The organism is Mycobacterium sp., from assembly GCF_035499775.1.
GTDB lineage: Bacteria > Actinomycetota > Actinomycetes > Mycobacteriales > Mycobacteriaceae > Mycobacterium.
Genome location: NZ_DATJYB010000152.1, coordinates 1 through 18528 on the forward strand (window position 1 = coordinate 1; position 18528 = coordinate 18528).

Annotated in this window: 15 protein-coding genes and 1 pseudogene; 6 read left to right on the forward strand and 10 right to left on the reverse strand. The window is 66.5% G+C overall.

The genetic code is table 11. The features are described from left to right. Positions 1-824 precede the first annotated feature (824 nt). Together VML93_RS10300 and VML93_RS10305 are read right to left on the reverse strand one after the other, a co-directional pair. Positions 825-2273 (reverse strand): aldehyde dehydrogenase family protein, encoded by a 1449-nt coding sequence (locus VML93_RS10300; protein ID WP_325610245.1) that lies wholly within the window; start codon positions 2271-2273, stop codon positions 825-827. 83 nt (positions 2274-2356) lie between these two features. Then, positions 2357-4654 (reverse strand): SpoIIE family protein phosphatase, encoded by a 2298-nt coding sequence (locus tag VML93_RS10305; protein ID WP_325610247.1) that lies wholly within the window; start codon positions 4652-4654, stop codon positions 2357-2359. Here VML93_RS10305 and VML93_RS10310 point away from each other — a divergent pair. Beyond that, positions 4624-5052 (forward strand): annotated as a pseudogene (locus VML93_RS10310) (SDR family NAD(P)-dependent oxidoreductase); the annotation flags it as partial. The gene VML93_RS10305 and the pseudogene VML93_RS10310 overlap by 31 nt on opposite strands. On the opposite strand, the gene VML93_RS10315 reads toward VML93_RS10310, so the two are convergent. Then, entirely contained in the window at positions 5044-5244 is a 201-nt protein-coding gene (locus tag VML93_RS10315; protein ID WP_325610249.1) for a hypothetical protein, read from the reverse strand. The pseudogene VML93_RS10310 and the gene VML93_RS10315 overlap by 9 nt on opposite strands. Before the next feature lie 71 nt (positions 5245-5315). On the opposite strand from VML93_RS10315, the gene VML93_RS10320 reads away from it, so the two are divergent. Further along, positions 5316-6401, forward strand: a complete 1086-nt coding sequence (locus VML93_RS10320; RefSeq protein WP_325610251.1) for an aldehyde reductase — start codon at positions 5316-5318, stop codon at positions 6399-6401. A gap of 22 nt (positions 6402-6423) precedes the next feature. Here VML93_RS10320 and VML93_RS10325 read toward each other — a convergent pair whose 3' ends face one another. From VML93_RS10325 to VML93_RS10340, 4 genes are read right to left on the reverse strand one after another with little or no spacing between them, the layout of a single operon-like run. Continuing rightward, a complete protein-coding gene (locus tag VML93_RS10325) occupies positions 6424-7140 on the reverse strand; it encodes a lipase family protein (protein WP_325610253.1) in 717 nt (238 codons plus the stop codon). A gap of 48 nt (positions 7141-7188) precedes the next feature. Next, complete coding sequence (locus VML93_RS10330; protein WP_325610255.1) at positions 7189-8112, reverse strand: DUF5996 family protein; 924 nt, start codon at positions 8110-8112, stop codon at positions 7189-7191. Position 8113: 1 nt separating this feature from the next. Continuing rightward, a complete protein-coding gene (locus VML93_RS10335) occupies positions 8114-8482 on the reverse strand; it encodes a GNAT family N-acetyltransferase (protein WP_325610257.1) in 369 nt (122 codons plus the stop codon). Positions 8483-8488: 6 nt separating this feature from the next. Beyond that, positions 8489-10720, reverse strand: coding sequence for a molybdopterin oxidoreductase family protein (locus tag VML93_RS10340; RefSeq protein WP_325610259.1), 2232 nt, complete (start codon positions 10718-10720; stop codon positions 8489-8491). 381 nt (positions 10721-11101) lie between these two features. Between VML93_RS10340 and VML93_RS10345 the strand changes: the two genes are divergently transcribed. Then, on the forward strand, positions 11102-11758 hold the full coding sequence (locus tag VML93_RS10345) for a hypothetical protein (protein WP_325610261.1): 657 nt from the start codon (positions 11102-11104) through the stop codon (positions 11756-11758). Beyond that, entirely contained in the window at positions 11755-13269 is a 1515-nt protein-coding gene (locus VML93_RS10350; protein WP_325610263.1) for a hypothetical protein, read from the forward strand. The genes VML93_RS10345 and VML93_RS10350 overlap by 4 nt, the downstream gene beginning before the upstream one ends. Positions 13270-13292: 23 nt before the next feature. Here VML93_RS10350 and VML93_RS10355 read toward each other — a convergent pair whose 3' ends face one another. Together VML93_RS10355 and VML93_RS10360 are read right to left on the reverse strand one after the other, a co-directional pair. Beyond that, the gene (locus VML93_RS10355) at positions 13293-14522 is read right to left on the reverse strand and encodes an acyl-CoA dehydrogenase family protein (protein ID WP_325610265.1); all 1230 of its coding nucleotides are present in this window, start codon (positions 14520-14522) and stop codon (positions 13293-13295) included. Positions 14523-14549: 27 nt separating this feature from the next. After that, complete coding sequence (locus VML93_RS10360) at positions 14550-15368, reverse strand: SDR family NAD(P)-dependent oxidoreductase (protein WP_325610267.1); 819 nt, start codon at positions 15366-15368, stop codon at positions 14550-14552. A gap of 111 nt (positions 15369-15479) precedes the next feature. On the opposite strand from VML93_RS10360, the gene VML93_RS10365 reads away from it, so the two are divergent. Beyond that, a complete protein-coding gene (locus VML93_RS10365; protein WP_325610269.1) occupies positions 15480-16163 on the forward strand; it encodes a TetR/AcrR family transcriptional regulator in 684 nt (227 codons plus the stop codon). Positions 16164-16201: 38 nt separating this feature from the next. Further along, entirely contained in the window at positions 16202-17698 is a 1497-nt protein-coding gene (locus VML93_RS10370; RefSeq protein ID WP_325610272.1) for a hypothetical protein, read from the forward strand. 37 nt (positions 17699-17735) lie between these two features. Here VML93_RS10370 and VML93_RS10375 read toward each other — a convergent pair whose 3' ends face one another. Then, a complete protein-coding gene (locus VML93_RS10375) occupies positions 17736-18128 on the reverse strand; it encodes a DUF732 domain-containing protein (protein ID WP_325610271.1) in 393 nt (130 codons plus the stop codon). Positions 18129-18528: the final 400 nt, after the last annotated feature.

Here is an 18528-nt window from a genome sequence, read left to right on the forward strand (position 1 = left end):
CGGTGACCCGGTGACCCGGTGACCCGGTGACCCGGTGACCCGGTGATGAGCCGGCGCTGACTGCTTTGTCGGCCGTCATACCGGCCCGGGCCGTTGCTGTGCCGCTGACGACTGATCGGGGCGACAATGCGCTCAACGCCCATTCTTCAAACTAGTTGCACGCAGCAAGAATGGCGCGAGCCTCGTCAAGGCGACATCGCAGCCCGACAACCCATGTCGCCAAGTGGCACAAGAGGGGATGATTCATCTGATGGAAAACGGAGTAGTTAACCTGACATAATGTCGCTTATCGGCAATATGGGTAGTCTGCACGGGAGGCAAAAGTGGCTTCTTCCAGCGGTTCTACGCGCAACCAGGCCACACGACCCCGCGACCCCGCCCGGAAGACGCGCTGCGCGCGGCCAGACAACGAACTTAAATCCTCGTTGGGTGAAACCTTGTAGCGCGTCCGCCCCGCGAGCCGTCTAGTCGGCACCCGGACGGCGGTCGGCCACGCCTTCTGCCTCTCCCCGCCCACTACCGCCAATACGTCACTGTGACGAATTACATTGGGGCGCAGAGCTATTGGGCAAGATCATCCGATGCTGCCGTCGGGTGCCCTAGGCTCCGCATCTCAGAAGGTCAACACCGGGGCGATAGAGGCAACACGTTTGACGTTAATTCCGACGGTCGCATCACGCGCTGGCGTGATTACTACGACCTCTCGACACTGATGCAGCAGGTGACGGCGGCAACCGCAAAAGCAACGGCTGACCCCTCTCCCGCCGCACCGTCGAACGGACGCCAAAACGTCACGTGACGTATTGTCGCCTCAAGCCGCTCGATCAGAGGCCGATGTAGACCGCCTTGGTGTTGAAGTACGCCTCGATCCCCTTCCGGCCGCGCTCGCCGCCCCACCCCGACTGCTTGTGGCCGCTGATCGGCATCGAGGGGTCCGCTGCAAGCGAGGAGTTCACCCAGATCTGGCCGGCGCGAAGCTCGTTCACGACGCGATGGGCGCGGGACAGGTTCTCGGTCCAGATGGAACCGGCCAGCCCGTAGTGCGTGTCGTTCGCGGCGGCGATCACCTGGTCCTCGTCGTCGAATGGGATCACGCAGCCGACCGGCCCGAAGATCTCCTCACGAATGAGCCGCATGTCAGGCGTGGTGTTGGTGACGATCGTCGCCTCGTAGAAGTAGCCCTTGCGGTCCATCGGCTTGCCGCCGGTCACTATCTGCCCGCCGGCGGCGACGCCGTCGTTAACGATGCCTTCCACGCGCGTCCGCTGCTTGTCGCTGATCAGCGGCCCCAGTACGGAGTCGGGATCATCGCTGCCGCCCATCGGCAGCATCTGGGCGAAGGCGGCGAGGCGTTCGACGACCTGGTCGTAGATGCCGCGCTGCACATACATACGGGAGGTGCAGGAGCAGTTCTGCCCCGAGCCGGCGAGCAGGCCCATGCCCGCCCCGATAATCGCCTTGTCGAGGTTGGCGTCGTCGAACATGATCAGCGGCGACTTGCCGCCAAGCTCGAGGGTCAGCCTCTTGAGGTTGCCCGCGGCCGCCTTGACGATCAGCCGTCCGACCTCGGTCGATCCGGTGAACGAGATCTTGTCGACGTCCGGATGCGCGGTGAGTGCGGCACCCGTGGTCTCGCCGTAGCCGGTGATGACGTTCAGGACGCCGTCGGGCAGACCCGCCTCGCGGAAGATCTCCTCCAGCTTCAGCGCGGTGAGCGGTGTCTCCTCGGCGGGTTTCAAAACGGCGCTGCAACCCGCCGCGAGCGCGGGTGCAACCTTGAGCATCGCGACGAAGAAGGGACCATTCCACGGGATGATGAGGCCGACGACGCCGACCGGCTCGAGCTGGGTGAAGGTGTGGTAGGTCTCCCAGGTCCCGAGCAGACCGTCGGACACGAGATTGGCCGACTCACCATGGATCTTGCCGACCCAGCCGGCGTAGTACTTCAGCATGTCGAGCGACACCGGGATGATGTGACGCGCGGCCGTCAGGTTCATGCCGTTGTCCTGGCCCTCGAGCGCGGCGAGCTCGTCGGTGCGTTCCTCGATGATGCGCGCGGCGCGGAAGAGCACGTTCGCGCGGTGCGACGCGGGCGCCTTGCGCCAGACACCCGACTCGAACGTCTCGCGCGCCCGGGCCACCGCCGCGTCGACGGTCGCCTGGTCGGAATCGACGACCTCCGCGATCTGCTCCTCGGTGGACGGATTGAACACCGGAATCATCCCGGAGCTCGGGCGCTCGACCGCAGGATCGATGTCGATGGCGCTACTCATTGGAGGTCATCCTTTCCCGAGCCGGTCGTTGCGCGGGCTAGGTTACGCGCTTAACCAGGGAACGTCCAGTGGATCGCCAGAGCTCAGGGGCGACGGAGCGTGATGATCGCGACGTCGTCGTCGGAGTTGTCCGACGCCATCGCCTTCCAGATCCAGGACGCCGACGCGTCGCCCTCGCGGCCCAGGATCTCGGCCAACCGGTTCAGGCCGTCGTCGATGAACCCGCCGCGACGTTCCACCAGGCCGTCCGAGTACATGACCAACCCGTGCCCGGGCTCGACGGTGAACGTACTCGGTGCGTACGTGATGCCCCGGATGCCGATCGGCGGCGAGAGCCGTATCGGCGCCTGGACAGCGGCTTCGACGGGGTTGGTCATCGACTTGGTCAGATACGGCATCAAGTGGCCGGCCGACGCGGCCTCCACCAGCCCCGTGGCGAGATCGACCCGCGCGGCGATGACGGTGGCGAACGCGCTGGGCAGCAACTGCACGCAGAACTCGTTGAGCTCAGACAGCGCGTCGGCCGGTGCGGCGCCGGCGAACAACTGGGCACGCAGGGCATTGCGCAGCTGCGCCATCGTGCCGGCCGCCGAGATGCCGTGCCCCGCGACGTCGCCGAGTAGCACGATCAATCGCCCGTCACGCAGCTCGAACGCGTCGTACCAGTCGCCGCCGACGCGACCGCCCGCGGCCGGCTCGTAATGCGCGGATAACTGCCAGCTCTCGAGCGTCGGGATCGACTCGGGCAGCAGGCTGCGCTGCACCGTCTCGGCCACGCGCAGCGCACCCCGAGTCCGGCGGTACAGCGACTCCACCACGTGGCGCCGCAACGACTCGGCGGACTCGATCTCACTCAGCGTCCACGGTTCGCTGCATTGGTGCACGATCTCGCGCCACCGTTCGAACGACTTGCGTGGGCTGAGCCGGATCTGTTCGCCCTCCCTGACCGCGATCGCCTTGTTCTCCGGGTCGCCACCCCAGTCCACCGAGCGCAGTACCTCACGACGGAACCAGACGGCGTACTGCCCGTCGGGCAGGTTAAGCGCGAGCGCGCCGGCGGCCGACTGCGGATCGAGGTCGAGGCCGGGCAGCTCGCGGGACAGGCACTCGCTGCCCGCGATCTCGTCGCCCGCGCTACGCGCCCAGGCAGTGACGGCCGACACGGCCTCCAGCGGCGGAACCGTCCCGCACGCTCGGCGCTCGCCCTGGATGTTGACGACTGCGCCGTCGGCGGGCACGAGGTCGAGCAGGTTGGGCGCCGCGAGCAGCGACTCCGCGAGCGATTCGCTGTCGTCCAGCGTAGCGGCGGCGAGCTTGACCAGCACTGCCTGAGCGGCCAATCGCTTGTGCAGTTCGTCGTCCTCGAACCGGTCGACGAGCCGCAGCGACAACGTCGAGCCGAGGAACTCCGCGGCCGCCCGGGTTCCGAACGGCGGCAGATGCGGACCGGCGTAGTGGTGGCAGGCGATGAGTCCCCACAGCCGGCCGTGCCGCAGCAACGAGATCGACATCGACGCGTGCACGCCCATGTTCTGCAGGTATTCGACGTGGATGGGCGAGACGCTGCGCAGCGTCGCGTGGGTAAGGTCCAGCGGCGCGCCGCGCGCCGGGTCGATCGCCGGCACCAGCGGTGCGGGCGTGTAGTCGACGTCGGAGATCAGCCGCAGCCAGTTCTTCTCGTACAGCGCCCGCGCCTGTGCCGGGATGTCGGTGGACGGGTAGTGCAGGCCGAGGAACGAGTTGAGGTCCTCCCGCTTGGACTCGGCGACGACCTCGCCGTTGTAGTCCTCGTCGTAGCGGTAGACCATGACGCGGTCGAAGCCGGTGAGGTCGCGGACCGCGCGCGCAGTGGTGTCATACAGCTCGGTCAGCGTGGCGGCCCGGTTCAACTCCTCCACCGAGCTGCGCACCGCCTGGTAGGTATTGGGGAAGGAGAACGGCCGCTCGCCATACGCGACCTCGAGTTCGACCAGCAGCACACCGCCTGGTTCGCGATGCAGGATGGCGTCGAACGCCCGTGGCTCGCCGGCAACGTCGATCACGCACTCGACCGGGTTGCGTTGGTGGAGATCGCCGAAGCTCGACGCCGCCTCCTCGACCCGGGCGGCCTGTTCGGCGCCGATCAGCGCCGACAGGTGTCTGCCCAGCACGGCATCGACGCTGCGACCAAGCAGATCCGCCACGTTGGCGCTGACCTGACGCACCTCGAAGTCGGGCTCGCGCAGCACCGCGAGCACACCGCGCGGCTGGATGCTGCCCGGGATGTGGATCGGCTCGCGGGCGCAGTTGTCGAGGTCGATGCGCGTGCCGACCGGGACGAGATCGCCGACCGACCCGCTATCGGGTGCCGATGCGGAAATCCGTTCGTCGCCGCTGGTCACGCAATCAACTCTGTCGGTTCGGTGACGGGCGTCAGCAAGCATCCAGCCTATCAAGACGCTCTCTCTCGGACGGCGTACCGGCTGGATCAGGCGGTGGTCCGGGCGCGCAGGCCGTCGGTGACCTCAACGGGGGATGGCACACCTTCCGCGCCGCCGTCCCGCACGTCAAGCACCAGCGGGGTTACCTGCTCGCCGTGTCCTCGATCGCCGCCTTCGTCCACTCACCACTCAACGGCCCATATGTCGCCAGCAAGGCCGGCGTCTGGGCGCTGTGCGACGCCACCTGGCTCGAGCTGCGCCACCACGGAGTGAGCGTCGGCAGCGCCCACCCCACGTTCTTCAAGACCCCCATGATGGACGACGTCCACGACGACCCCGCCGGCAATACGCTATGGGGTGGCAATCAGAAGGGTCTGTGGAAGATGATCACTATCGACGAGGTGGTCGACGCCATCATCACCGGCGTTGAACGCCGCGCCGCGATGATCGTTGTCCCTCGGCGCAATTCGCTGGTCGCGCGGGTACCCGGCCTGGTCCGGCCCCTGATCGACCGTATCGGCTTCCGCGGCACCGACGATTCCCGATGCCATCGCACTGGCCACCCCGAGCGGCGAACCTGTTGGCCGCTGACCCGTAAACCCACCAGAGAGGAACATCCACCATGGACCGATCATCGACGGCGATCGACCCGGACGCGCCGGTGCTCGTTACGGGCGCCAGCGGCTATATCGGCAGCTGGATTGTCCGATGCCTCCTCGAGGCGGGGCGCACTGTCCATGGCACGGTGCGCAACCCGCAAAAGCCCTCCGGGCTGGAGCACCTGCACAAGCTCTCAGACGATCACCCCGGTCGGCTCCGGCTATTCAAGGCCGACCTGCTCGACACCGGCAGCTTCGACGAGGCCATGGCCGGATGCGAGCTCGTCATGCACACCGCTTCGCCATTTATCCTCTCCGGGTTCAAGGATGCACAGGAAGCGTTGGTCCGCCCGGCGCTGGAAGGCACCCGCAACGTGCTGGACTCGGTCAACCGCACGCCGAGCGTCAAGCGCGTCGTGCTGACCAGCAGCGTGGTCGCGATCTACGGCGACAACATTGACGCTCGGGACGTCCCCGGCGGCGTCTTCACCGACGAACACTGGAACACCACCAGCAGCGTTGACCACCAGCCGTATTCGTATTCCAAGACGGTGGCCGAGCAGGAGGCCTGGCGCTACCAGAAGGCGCAGGATCGCTGGGACATGGTCACCATCCACCCCGGGCTGGTGCTCGGCCCTGCCCTGACCAGTGCCAGCGACTCGGCCAGCCTGAGCACGATGAAGCAGTTCACCGACGGCAGCATGCTGGCCGGAGCTCCCGCGTTGACCATGGGTGTGGTGGACGTGCGCGATGTCGCCGATGCCCACCTGCGCGCCGGGTTCACCCCCGAGGCGCACGGCCGCTACATCGTCAACGCGGATTCGCTGACGTTGCTGCAGATGGGCAAGATGCTGCGCCGTCGGTTCGGCCCGCTCTACGCGTTCCCGCGCATGACGGCGCCCAAAGCGTTCGTGAAGGCCGCCGCGCCCGTTGTCGGGCTGACGCGGAAATTCGTCGACCTCAACATCGGTTACCCGCTGGCATTCGACAACGGCCGTAGCCGAGACGAGCTGGGTTTGACGTATCACCCGGTGGAGCAGACCGTCACCGATCACTTCCAGCAGATGCTCGATGATGGTGTGGTCCGCCGCATGCCCGGTAGCCGCTGACCGAGCCGATCGCGCACCTCACTTACGCCTGCGCCGGGATCGGCGTCCTGGGCGGGGGTCCCGACTGACATTGGGGTTCAAGCGGAATGACGGGGCCGCCGGACCGCAAGGACAGCAGGTTCAAGTACGTGGTGATCGAATGTTCGCAATACAAGCTGTAATTGACTTGCGTCGGAGTCAGCTCGTAGGGAGTGTTGACGTGCGCGTAATGCATGAACACGGCCGGTAAGTGGGGCACGATGTCGAGGCGGTTTTCGATCCGATTCGAACTCGGGACGACCTGGTTGAACTTTGCGGCGAACGCCGAGTCCCCGGTCCGCGGACTCGCATAGGTGTAAGCGACCGGGTTGGCGAACCGCTGATACTGGGTCTTCGCCGGATCTGCCGCAGTCGCAGCCAGATCCAATACGAGCAGCGTTGCCAGCGCTCCGCCCAGGCTGTGACCGCAGACTGTCACCGAGCTCACGACATTGTCGAACTTCAATGTCGGTAACGACTGCACGACGGAGGGTGAGCCCGGCGCGGCATCGGTTGTCATCGACATGTACATCTCGGTGAAGCCGTCGTCGGTTCGGCCCGCGGTGGTCAGAAACGGGCACGGGACCAGACCGAATTCAAAATCGTGGAGCCACTCGAAGATTCCCTCGGTGCCCCGGATCGCGATCACCACGTCGCCGGCGGACTCCGCCTGGCAGATCAGTCCGATGGAGACCTGGTCGGTGATGCGGGTGGGGTTCATATCGGTGGCCAGATCCCGCTTTGGTCACGTCCATCGTCGTCGCCGCCGCTAACCCAGGCGGTTTGGATCACATTCGAGTGCGGCGCGGTCCCAACGGCCGAGATCGGCCGCTGCCTGGTAGGTGGTCTGAAGAAACCGCATGAGCGCGTCGTCGGGATCTGCAGCGGTGCGCACGGCTTCGTACGGGAACAGGAATTCTCCATAAGCCTCACTGAAATACGCGCCGTCCGGCTCAACGGGGTGGGCGGCGAAACCTTCGGGTTGCGGGTACGCGTACGAGTAGAAGGCACCTTCCTCGCCACCGCCCGGCCAGAAACCACAGCTGCTGAGCTCACCCGAATACCCCTCGACCATCACCCGGTCGGGACAGTTGGGCGCACCACCAGGGTGCCGGGGGGCGGGTCGACCGGAGAACCGCGTGCAGGCTAAATCTATTGCACCCCAGAAGAAGTGCACCGGACTCACCTTGCCAGTGAAGAAAGCGCGGAAATCGGTGATCACCCGGTGGGCCTGCACCAATTGCTGCCAGAATTGCCGCGCCGCGTCCGGATCGTAGGCGTTGTGCTCAGTGTCTTTAGCGAACGGGATCGCCGGGTCGACCTCGTTGGGCGACGCGACGATATGCGACTCGATGCCCAAGCTGTGCAGCGCGGAAAGGGTCTCGCCGTAAAAGTCCGCGACCGTTTTGGGCTGCAACGCCACCGACCTTTGGCTGCCATCGCTGTGGCGGATCGCCAGCACATGGTCGACGAAGTCGAATTCGATATCGAACATCGCACTGCCATAAGGGATTCCGCCGGTGGTAAGTCCCCGCGGGCTCACATACAACGTCACTTGCCACCAGTGGTTGATGAGCGGCATGTGCTGCATCCGAATCTTGCCGACGATCTGTGCCCACATGTGCAAGGTGTCCCGCGTCGCCGTCCAATCGTCAACCCGCAGGGAGGGCCATCGGTGCGTCGTAAGCGTCATCTCACTCCTTTGGAGGTCGACTGGTCGTCTGACTGCGCACCGCGGTCAGTACGGCGGGCGTGACCGGGTCAAGGATGTCGTCGAATTCGTGATGTCGTCGCACATACGCCGCGACGTACGGGCAGACCGCGACGATGCGTTTGCCGCCCGCGCGGGTGTCGTTCAGCGCGGCGGTGACGAGCGCACCCGCCAGGCCGCGCCCGGAAAATCGCTCGCCGACCTCTGCGTGGTAGAAGACGCGTTGCCGGCCGGTGTCGAGATAGGCCGCTAACCCACAACGTTCGCCGTGGAGCGAGACCTCGTAACGATGCGCCTCGGGCACATCTCTGATCGAGGGCTCGGCGGCGACATCGCCAGGTTCATCTGACATGACCTTTCAGCCCGCGGGAGCGATGTCGACCGGGATGCCGTTGAGCACTGCGGTGCCTGACAGCACGTCTAGCAGATTGCCGTCGTTGAGTTGATTGACGTTGACACCGGGCTGGCTGGCCGCAAGCTCCTGACCGGTGCCGTCGCGATCATGTCCCCACCCGTGCGGCAGCGAGACCACACCGCGCCGCATGACGTCGGTCACCTCGACCGGAGCCAGCAGCTCGCCACCCGGGCCCTTGACGACGGCCGTGTCGGTGTCGGTGAGCCCGAGTTCGGCGGCGTCGTCAGGGTGGATCCGCAGGGTGCACCGGTTGGTGCCGCCGGACAGCGCGGGCACGTTGTGCATCCAGCTGTTGTTGGAACGCAGATGGCGCCGGCCGATCAGCATGAACCGGTCACGTCCACTGCCGACCGACTCACGCAGCCGCTGCACGTCGGCGCTGAGCGGCTCGGGCGCGAGTTCGATTCGCCCCGTTGGGGTTCGGAGCACCTCGGGCAGCCGAGGCTGCAACGGCCCCAGGTCGATGCCGTGCGGCGCCGCCTTGAGCCGCTCGAGGGTGAGCCCGTCGGGGTTGGCGCCGAACGCGTCGCCGTACGGCCCGAGCCGAAGCATCATGTCCAGGCGTCGTTCGTAACCCGGGCCCGGGATCAGCATTGTGGTCAATTCGTCGACCGCACGGCCGGCGACGGGTGAGTCGGGATCGGCGGTCTCCTTGGTCAACGTCGTCGCGATGACCTGATCGTCAACCAGCGCGTAATCGCCGTCCGGTCCCAGGCCGTACAGGATCAGGGCGATGCGCGACAGGATTTCTGGCTCGTCGGGCCGTGCGTCCAGCGGCAGCGCGGGCGGCGAGTAGCGCGCGTTGTTGCGCACCGCGAGGTTGTTGAGCGCGAAGTCGTAATGCGCGCTTTGCGCGGGCGGGGGCGGCGGCAGGATCACGTCGGCGTGACGGGTGGTCTCGTTGAGGTAGGGGTCGATGCTGAGCATGAAGCCGACGCTGTCGAGCGCGCGGTCGAGCCGGTCGCCGTCCGGCGCCGACAGCACCGGGTTCCCGGCGATGGTGATCACCGCCTTGATCTGACCCTCGCCCGGCGTGTCGATCTCCTCGGCGAGCGCCGCGGCGGGAAATTCGGACAGCGCCTCAGGGTAGCCCGAGACACGGCTGTGCCAACGTCCGATTCGGAACCCTCGGCCCGGCTTCGCCGGGCGGGGGGCGGGGGCCGTCGCGCCGAGGGGGAACATCGCTCCCCCCGGCCGGTCGAGGTTTCCGGTCAGGATGTTGATCACGTCGACCAACCAGCTGCCGATCGTGCCGAATTCCACTGTGGAGGTACCGATCCGGCCGTACACCGCGGCCGTCGGCGCCGCCGCGATCTCGCGGGCCAACGTGCGAATGTCAGCGGCGGAGACGCCGCAGTGCGAAGCGACGGCCTCCGGTGCGAACTCGTCGGCCAGCGCGCGCACCTCGTCGACACCGTTGACGTGCTCTGCGATTCCGCCCAGATCCGCTGCGACAAGGCCCTCTTCGAACAGCACGTGCACGATGGCGAACAGCAATGCGGCGTCGGTGCCGGGTCGCGGTGCCAGGTGTCGGTCAGCCAGTTCGGCCGTGCGGGTGCGGGCGGGGTCGATGACGACCAGCCTGCCCCCGCGTTTGCGCAATGCCCGCAGCTTGCCGGGGAAGTCGGCGGCAGTGGCCAGACTGCCGTTGGACACCAAGGGATTCGCGCCGATGATGACCAGATAGTCGGTGCGATCCAGGTCGGGCACCGTGAACGCGACCGGGCTGCCGAACATCAGGCCGAGCGCGACGTGCTTGGGCATCTGATCGAGCGTGCTCGCGCTGTACACTTGCCGGGTGCCAAGCCCGCGGATGACTAACGGCGCGTACAGGCTGCCCGCGACGGTGTGAGCGTTCGGATTGCCGAAGTAGACGCCGACCGATGGCCCGCCGTGCTCGCGGATAACCCCGCCCAGGCGGTCTGCGACGACGGCGTACGCCTCTTCCCAGGTGGCCTCGGTCAGCACCCCGTCACGCCGGACGAGGGGGTGGGTCAACCGGTCGGGATCGTTGTCGAGCTCGCCGAAGCTGGCCCCCTTCGGACAGATGAAACCCGCGCTGAAGACGTCATCGCGGTCGCCGCGGGCGCCGGTCACCCGGCCCTCGGAGATCGTGAGCGTCAGGCCGCAGGTGGCCTCGCAAAAGGGACAGATCCTCAGGGCAGTATCAGCCATTCCCGCATTTTCCTCCGGCTGTGGCAGCGCGTAAACGTTGGGTCCAACCGTGCTGCCCTCCGGCTTGGGCACTTCGCAGACAGCCACGCGGCGCAGCAATGTGGGATCTGTTATGGTCCAACGAAATTGAAATGTATTCCGGCTGTGCGTCGGCGTTCTCCGATCTCTCGCGCGATCGCGGGTCTGCCTCGGCCATGCCGCGGCGGCTGCCTCACCGGCCCGCTAATGGCGCGCGCGGGAACAGATGGCGTTATCGTCGGAGCGTGGGCCTGCGAATATAGAGTGCGATCGTTGTGGTCGTTTTATGTCATGGGGGCGAGTGCTGGTGCAGCTGCGGAGGTGCAGAATCCGTAGTCGATCCGATGGATTCCGGTTATGAGCGTGTTTGCTGCCGGCGGTTTTCCGGCGCCCGGACAAGTGCCGGCGTATCCGCTGGCCCGGGAGTTTTTGACGTCGGCGGGCTTCGGCGGCGCCGGCGCGATACTGGCGGCGGTCATTGTGGCCTCGGTCGTGCTGTTCTCGCTCCGGCTGGGATCGAGGCAGCACCGGATGCAACTCGACCAGCAGGAGCGCCGGCATCAGGAGCTGCGTGAAGATGAGCTGCGCGCAGCGGCGCTGGCACGTTGCTGGGAGCGGCTGGTGTGGGTGGTGGAGACGGCCAGTATTGAACCGGCGGCGAGCGAGGGTGCCAGCCTCGGGCTGGGCCCGGAACTGGCTTTGGAGTTGTTGCGGGGATTGCTGCGCGACGCTGAGCGGCTTGGCGACGACACGCTCGCGAAGTCCGTTTCAGTGTATTTAAGCCAGTTCTCACTGGTTTTGGCTGAGCAAGGCAGTTTGCTTTCCGAATTTGACGCTGTTCCCGCGGCAGAGACGATGCGGTTTCCGGGCGACGTGAAACGCCGCGACCGATCGGGCCAGGAGGCGTCACTTCAGGCCGTAGCGGGACGGGGTGAAGACCCACCCGGCGCCACTGGCGCGGCCCCACCACGCGCCGAAGCCCGCGACGTCGAGGCCAAGCGAAGGCGGCAACGGACATGACGTCGACGCTGCAACACATCGAGGACCTCGAAGTCGAAGCCTGGGCCGCTTTGAGTCAGCGTGCGGCCGCCGATGCGATCGCGGCTGCGAAGCGGCTGGGCACCACGCCGCCGGCGGTGTTGGTTGTGATAGCGGCGATGAGCGAGCGTGAGCTGGTCAACCATCGCATCCATTACGGCCCGGGGCGCAAACGGCTTTCGCCGGTGATGCAGCTTGTCGAGGCAGACCACTTACGGGCCCTGGCCGAAGCCCGCGTCGCTGAGGAACAGCAGGCCAGGCGGGACGCCGAAGCGGCGGCGGCGATGGCGCGCGCGGAAGCCGAACAAGCCGCGCAGGCCGCGGTCGCGGCGCGGGAACGGCTCCGCGAATTGGAGACGCAGGCCGACCAGAAGGACAGGGAACGGGCTGCCGCGTTGGGGGCCGTCCACGAAAAATTGGAAGGGGTGCGCGCCGAGCTGAAGCAGGTGCGCGCAGATGCGGCCGCTGAACTGGCCGCGGCGCATGGACATGTCCGCGCCGCCCAAGCGCACGCAGATCAGCGCACCACAGAACGGGCCACCGAACGCCACGCCGCCCTGGAGGCATTCGAAGGGTTGCGTGCCGAGCTGGAGCAGGCCCGCGCAGACGGGGCGACCGAACTGGCCGCGGCCCGCGAACAAGCCCGCGCTGCCCAAGCACGCGCCGATCAGCGCACCACAGAACGGGTGGCTGAACGCCAGACCGCGCTGCAAGCGTTCGAAGGCCTGCGTACCGAGCTGGAGCAGGTCCGCGCTGACGCGGCGACCGAACTGGCGGCAGCCCACGAGCAACTCCGCACCGCCCACACGCTCGCGGAGCAGCGCGCGGCGGAACGAGCCGCGGAACGCCAGGCGGCCGTGCAAGCATTCGAAGGGGTGCGCGCCCAGCTCGACCAGGTGCGCGCCGACGCCGCAGCCGAACTGGCCGCAGCCCACGAACAAGTCCGTAGCGCGCAAGCACGCGCCGAGCAACGCGCCGCAGAACGGGCCGCCGAACGCGAGACCGCACAGCATGAGTTGCAGCAGGTACGCGGCGAGCTGGAGCGGCTGCGAGCTGAGGCGGCCGCCGCGATTGCGGCGGCCCACGGGCAGGCCAACAGCGAGGTCGCGGCCACCCGTCAAGCCGCCGACGCGGCCATGGCCCAAGCACGCAACGAGGCCCAGGAAGCCGTTACCCTAGCCCACACCCAGATCGAGGCAGCCCGCGCCAGCGCGGCCGACGAAATCGCCGCCACACACGCGTGGGCCAACGGCGAGGTCGCGGCCACCCGCCAAGCCGCCGAGGAAGCCGTGGCCCGGGCACGCAACGAGGCCCAGGAAGCCATTACCCTAGCCCACGCCCAGATCGAGGCAGTGCGCGCCAGCGCGGCCGACGAAGTCGCCGCTACAGAGGCGCGGGCGCGCAGTGAGGTGGCGGCCGCACGCTATGCCGCTGACGCGGCCGTGGCGCGGGCCGCCGCTGCCGAAATGCGTCGCGGGGCGTCACCACCCTAGGTTCGTATCCGGCTGCTTGTCGTTCAGCTGTTCGCGACAGGCGCGTGGTCGCGGTACTTCCGCAGCTCGTGACGGGCGATGGCGCGCTTGTGGACCTCGTCGGGGCCATCGGCCAGCCGCAGTGTGCGCAGATGGGCCCAGGCCATGGCCAGCGGGAAATCGTCGGTCACGCCGGCTCCGCCGTGCACCTGGATGGCGCGGTCGACGATTTTCAGCGCGATGTTGGGGGCCGCGACCTTGATCGCGGCGATCTCGGTCTGCGCCTGCTTGTTACCGACGGTGTCCATCAGGTAGGCGGCCTTGAGCGTCAGCAACCGGATCATCTCAATCTCGATGCGCGCCTCGGCAATCCAGTCCCGGATGTTGGCGTTCTCGCTGAGCGGTTTGCCGAAGGCGACTCTGGATTCGGCGCGCCTGCACATCAGCTCCAGTGCGCGCTCGGCCATGCCGATAGCCCGCATGCAGTGGTGAATGCGGCCGGGGCCCAGGCGCGCCTGGCTGATCGCGAACCCCTCCCCTTCGCCCTTGAGGACATCGGTGACCGGCACCCGCACGTCGTTGAAGTCGATTTCGGCGTGGCCCTCACGGTCCTGGTAGCCGAACACCGGAAGACCACGCATCACGGTGATACCGGGCGCGTCGATGGGAACGACCATCATCGACTGCTGCCGGTGCGGGGCGGCCGTCGGGTCCGTCTTGCCCATCACGATCAGCACCTTGCAGTTCTTGTGTAAGGCGTTGGAGGCGAACCACTTCCGGCCGTTGAGCACATACTCGTCGCCGTCGCGCACCATGGACAGCTCGACATTGGTGGCGTCCGAACTGGCCACCCGCGGCTCCGTCATCGCGAACGCCGAGGCCATCGTGCCGTCGAGCAGCGGCTTGAGATATTTTTCCTTGTGCTCGTCGCTGCCGAAAAGCGTCAGCACCTCCATGTTGCCGGTGTCGGGGGCGTTGCAATTGCACGCCTCAGAAGCGATGTGGCTGCGCCCCATGATCTCCGCGAGCGGTGCGTACTCGAAGTTGGTCAGCCCAGGTCCCCATTCGGGGTCGGGGTGAAAGAGATTCCACAGGCCCCGCTTTCGGGCCTCGGCCTTGAGCTCCTCGATGACGGGCGGCTGGAAATGCGGATCACCGGACTCCCGCATCTGCTCGTCGTATACCGCTTCGGCCGGGTACACGTGTGAGTCCATGAACTCCAGCAGGTCTTCCTGGTATTTCTTGGCGCGATCTGATACTTCGAATAACGACATGACGGCTCCTGACGGCTATCGGCGAAATCAACGGTGGTCTAGCAGGCTGCGCTGATAGCGGCGCATGCCGCTCAGCCAACGGTCATAGTCGGCGGCCTTTTGCCGGTACATGTCCAGGACGGCCGGATGCGGAAGGATCAAAAAGCGTTCCTCGTCAATCGCTTTCAGCACGACGTTGGCGACCTCGGCGGGCTGCAGCACGTCACCGGAGGCGGTAACCTGCCGGGTAGCGAGTTCGCCCAGCGGCTCGCCGGTATCCCGCCCGGAGTACAGCAGCTTGGTGTTGACCCCCATCGGGCACAGGCAGCTCACCCGAACGCCCTGGTCCCCATAGGCAATGTTCAGCCACTCGGCGAAACCGACGGCGGCGTGCTTGGTGACCGAGTAGGTCGCGGAGGCGAGCTGGGTCAGTAGGCCCGCCGCCGAGGCGGTGCTTACGAAGTAACCGCCGCCGCGCTCAACCCAGGTGGGCACCAGCAGTTCCGCAGCGCGGATGTGGGCGCGCAGATTGATGTCGATGGATAGGTCCCATTCGCGCTCGCTCGCGTCGAGGCCCAGGGCGCCAGTGATGCCCGCGTTGGCGAAATACAGGTCCACTGGGCCGAATTCGCTTTCGGCAAGGTCGATCAGCCGTTGGATCTGGGCGCGGTCGGATACGTCCGCGTCCGCGCCGACAGCGGTCCCGGGTTGGTCGCCATTGATCCGTTCCGCCACCGCCGAGGCGGCGTCGGCGTCGATGTCGGCGACCACGACCCGCGCGCCGGCCTGCGTCAGCTTCGCGGCCAGCGCACCGCCGATGCCACCGCCACCGCCGGTCACGATGGCCACCTTGTCGGCAACCTTCACAAGCACATTCCCTTCCCAAGACGGATCGCGGCCCACGGACAAACGCGAGGTACGAAGCGGGCCTCTGTTATGTATAGTTGAATCCGGATTCAGATTCAAGTTCGGAGGCAGATGGATGTGACCGCGCCCGGCACGCAGGAGAACGCGCCCTCGATGGCCCCCCCGTCCCGCCAGCCACCGGCGACCCCGCGTGGAGTACGGACGCGGGCCGGGCTGATCAGCGCCGCGCGGACGGTCTTCGAGAGGGACGGCTACCTCGACACCAGGCTCGCCGACATCACCAAGGAAGCGCGGTGTGCGACCGGGTCGTTCTACACCTACTTCGCCAACAAGGAAGAGATCTTCGCCGCTGTCCTCGAGCAGGCGCAGGAGGACATGATGCATCCGGGCATGGGCCGGGTGAGTAACGCCGATGACCCGTACGCGGTGCTCGAGGCGAGCAACCGCGCATATCTGGAGGCGTATCGGCGCAACGCCAAATTGATGGCGCTGCTCGAGCAGGTCTCCCACGTGGATCAGGAGTTCAGCAAGTTCCGGATGCGCCGCGCGGATGCATTCATCCGCCGCAACGCGCGCGGAATCGCCGACCTGCAGGCGCGCGGAATCGCGGACGCCGACATCGATCCGTTGCTGGCCTCGCGGGCGCTGTCCGGCATGGTGAGCCGGCTTGCGTACAGCGTCTTCACGCCGGGTGAGGGTGAAACGGCCAATAGTGAACCGGTCGAGTTCGAGACTCTGGTGTCCACGGTGACCCGCCTGTGGGCCAACGCTCTGCGGTTCACCGACCAGCGCTGACTGCCATCGAGTTCGGTCCAAGTGTGAAGATTGTCGACGTGCCGGACTGGACCTATCAACCGCTGCGCCCACTCGCCGAGGCCCTGCTGGGCGAACATCGCACACGAGTCCTGGCGCTGCGATCGCTCGCGCTGCTGATCAGGTACGCGGGCGGCCGGAAGTGGATCCCGGCGATTTTCGACTACCCTCGCCTGCCGCCGCTCTGGTCGGGCCGCTTCGGCGCCTCGGTTCCGCCGCGGATCGCGACCGACGCCATCCCGGTGCTCGCGGTCCAAGGCGCCGACGTCATCGAGATCAACCCGGTCGGGATGGGCGACGTCGACACCGTCCGGCAAGCGACTGCCGGTCGACGGTGTCGGGTCGCCGTCGTCGCCGACAGCACCGAGGCTTGCGAAGCGATCGCGAAGGATGTCGACGTCGCGACGGTCGGCGACCCCGACCATCCCCCGGTACGGCTCTCGACACCCGAACTCGCGCCGGCGACACAAGCGCTGGCCGATCCGACGACGACGGTGCTGGCCGCTCCCTCGGTATTGATCGCCGCCGGGCCTGGCTGGTTCAACCGGGTGATCGAGGCGGCCACACCCACGTCGCCGCCGGACCCGTTGCGCAGCATCTCGAAGGATCCGCGGCGCTGGCCCGGTTGGCTGTGGGCGGCGCTGGTTGGTATCGGACTGATCGTGGCCGGCATCGGTGCGGCGGTGATCACGCTGGGGCCGGTGCTGCTCTGGTACGACCGCGACTACCTCGGCGCGACCGTCTCCGATCTGCATGACCTCAATCCCCACCTGATCGGGTTCCTCCAGCATGACCGAATCACGATGGCGGGCAACATGATCGGCATTGGAATCCTCTACCTCACGCTGGCCCAGGCGATGCGGCAGGGCTACCGGTGGGCTCGGCGGACACTGGCGGTCTCCGGGCTCGTCGCATTCGGCAGCTATTTCTACTTTCTGGGAACCGGCGGATTCATAGAGCCCTTGCACACACTGGTCGTCGCGGCGCTGTTTCCGATGCTGGTGATCGCGCTGTGCCGGCAACTCCCCGGCCCGCACTGGCCGCCGGTCGTGGAAGGGCCTGAGCCGCAACGACATCGGGCGCTGTGGGGCCAGTTGCTGATGATCGGCGTCGGCGGGGGTCTGACCGTGGCGGGCGGCGTCATCTCCACCGTCGGGATGACGTCGGTATTCGTGCCCACCGATCTGGACTTCATGGGCACCCACGCCGAGCATCTTCGGTCTGCGAACGCCCATCTGTTGCCGTTCATCGCTCACGACCGGGGCGGCTTCGGTGGCGCGCTGGTCGGCGCCGGCCTGGCGGTGTTGCTGATCAGCATGTGGGGCTGGCGGCGCGGGCAACGCTGGGTGTGGTGGGGTCTGCTGCTGGGGTGCGCCTTCGGCACGGTTCCCGTGCTGATCATTCACTTCGCGGTGGGCTACACCCACTTCGAGCACCTGCTGCCGGTCTACCTGCTGGTTGTCGCCGCCATTACCGCGCTGGCGCTGTCGAAAGACTACCTGACCGCGCCGACATAGCAGCGCAGCCCTATCCGCAACTCCCCGTTCTGTCGGACTAACTCTTCCCGTCGGGACTCGGCTGATTGATCTTGGACGTGTACTGCGGGCAATATGCCTCGATGCTGGCGCCGACGAAGTAGCCGGAATGATAGGCGGGCATGACACTGCTGTTCAGGACGTCATAGGCCACCTCGGTAGGCGACATGCCGTTGTCAAGTTTCTGGCAGACCATATGACCGGCCTCGATCGCGTGGCTGGGAGACACATGGTCGGTGATGCCCTCGGACTTCAGCTGTGCCAGGAATTTGTTGTCGTTGGCGTCGGCATGAGCGGTCGCTGCTGCCCCCACCGAGCCACCCGCCAGCGCCCCGACCGCGACCAGAAGGCCGCCGGCGACGGTTGCCGTTTCCAGCTTTGAGCGGTTCCAGTACTTCCTAATGGTTGACACTGTCAACACCCCTTCTCCCCCAATTGAATCCGCGCTCCGCGGATGCAACCCCATATAGCAATAGTAGCCTTATGCTACTATAGTTATAGTGAACAATTGAGCAACTAACTTGGCGGGTATCACCTGAAAGTGCTTACTTATCAACGCTTCTGAGGCAGCGCCGGTATTGAGCCGGGCAGTCGATGTGCTACCGGCATCTAGGTATTGAGTACCCGCCCGAGGGTTACGGAGTCCTTAACGCCAAGTGACTATCTGGGGCCGAGGCCTTCGGCGCAATGAACGAGGGTCATGATTGCGCGTCCTCGGCGGAGGTCCGCACGTCATTGACGAATGTTTGGTGCAGCTCGCCGATTCCGGTGATCCAGCTGTCGAGTCGTTCGCCGGCGGCGAGGTAGCGCGG

Coding starts and splice junctions, on each gene's coding strand:
- VML93_RS10300 (WP_325610245.1), bottom strand. CDS start 2,273: ATGAGTAGCGCCATCGACATCGATCCTGCGGTCGAGCGCCCGAGCTCC.
- VML93_RS10315 (WP_325610249.1), bottom strand. CDS start 5,244: ATGGCATCGGGAATCGTCGGTGCCGCGGAAGCCGATACGGTCGATCAG.
- VML93_RS10320 (WP_325610251.1), top strand. CDS start 5,316: ATGGACCGATCATCGACGGCGATCGACCCGGACGCGCCGGTGCTCGTT.
- VML93_RS10325 (WP_325610253.1), bottom strand. CDS start 7,140: ATGAACCCCACCCGCATCACCGACCAGGTCTCCATCGGACTGATCTGC.
- VML93_RS10330 (WP_325610255.1), bottom strand. CDS start 8,112: ATGACGCTTACGACGCACCGATGGCCCTCCCTGCGGGTTGACGATTGG.
- VML93_RS10335 (WP_325610257.1), bottom strand. CDS start 8,482: ATGTCAGATGAACCTGGCGATGTCGCCGCCGAGCCCTCGATCAGAGAT.
- VML93_RS10340 (WP_325610259.1), bottom strand. CDS start 10,720: ATGGCTGATACTGCCCTGAGGATCTGTCCCTTTTGCGAGGCCACCTGC.
- VML93_RS10350 (WP_325610263.1), top strand. CDS start 11,755: ATGACGTCGACGCTGCAACACATCGAGGACCTCGAAGTCGAAGCCTGG.
- VML93_RS10355 (WP_325610265.1), bottom strand. CDS start 14,522: ATGTCGTTATTCGAAGTATCAGATCGCGCCAAGAAATACCAGGAAGAC.
- VML93_RS10365 (WP_325610269.1), top strand. CDS start 15,480: ATGGATGTGACCGCGCCCGGCACGCAGGAGAACGCGCCCTCGATGGCC.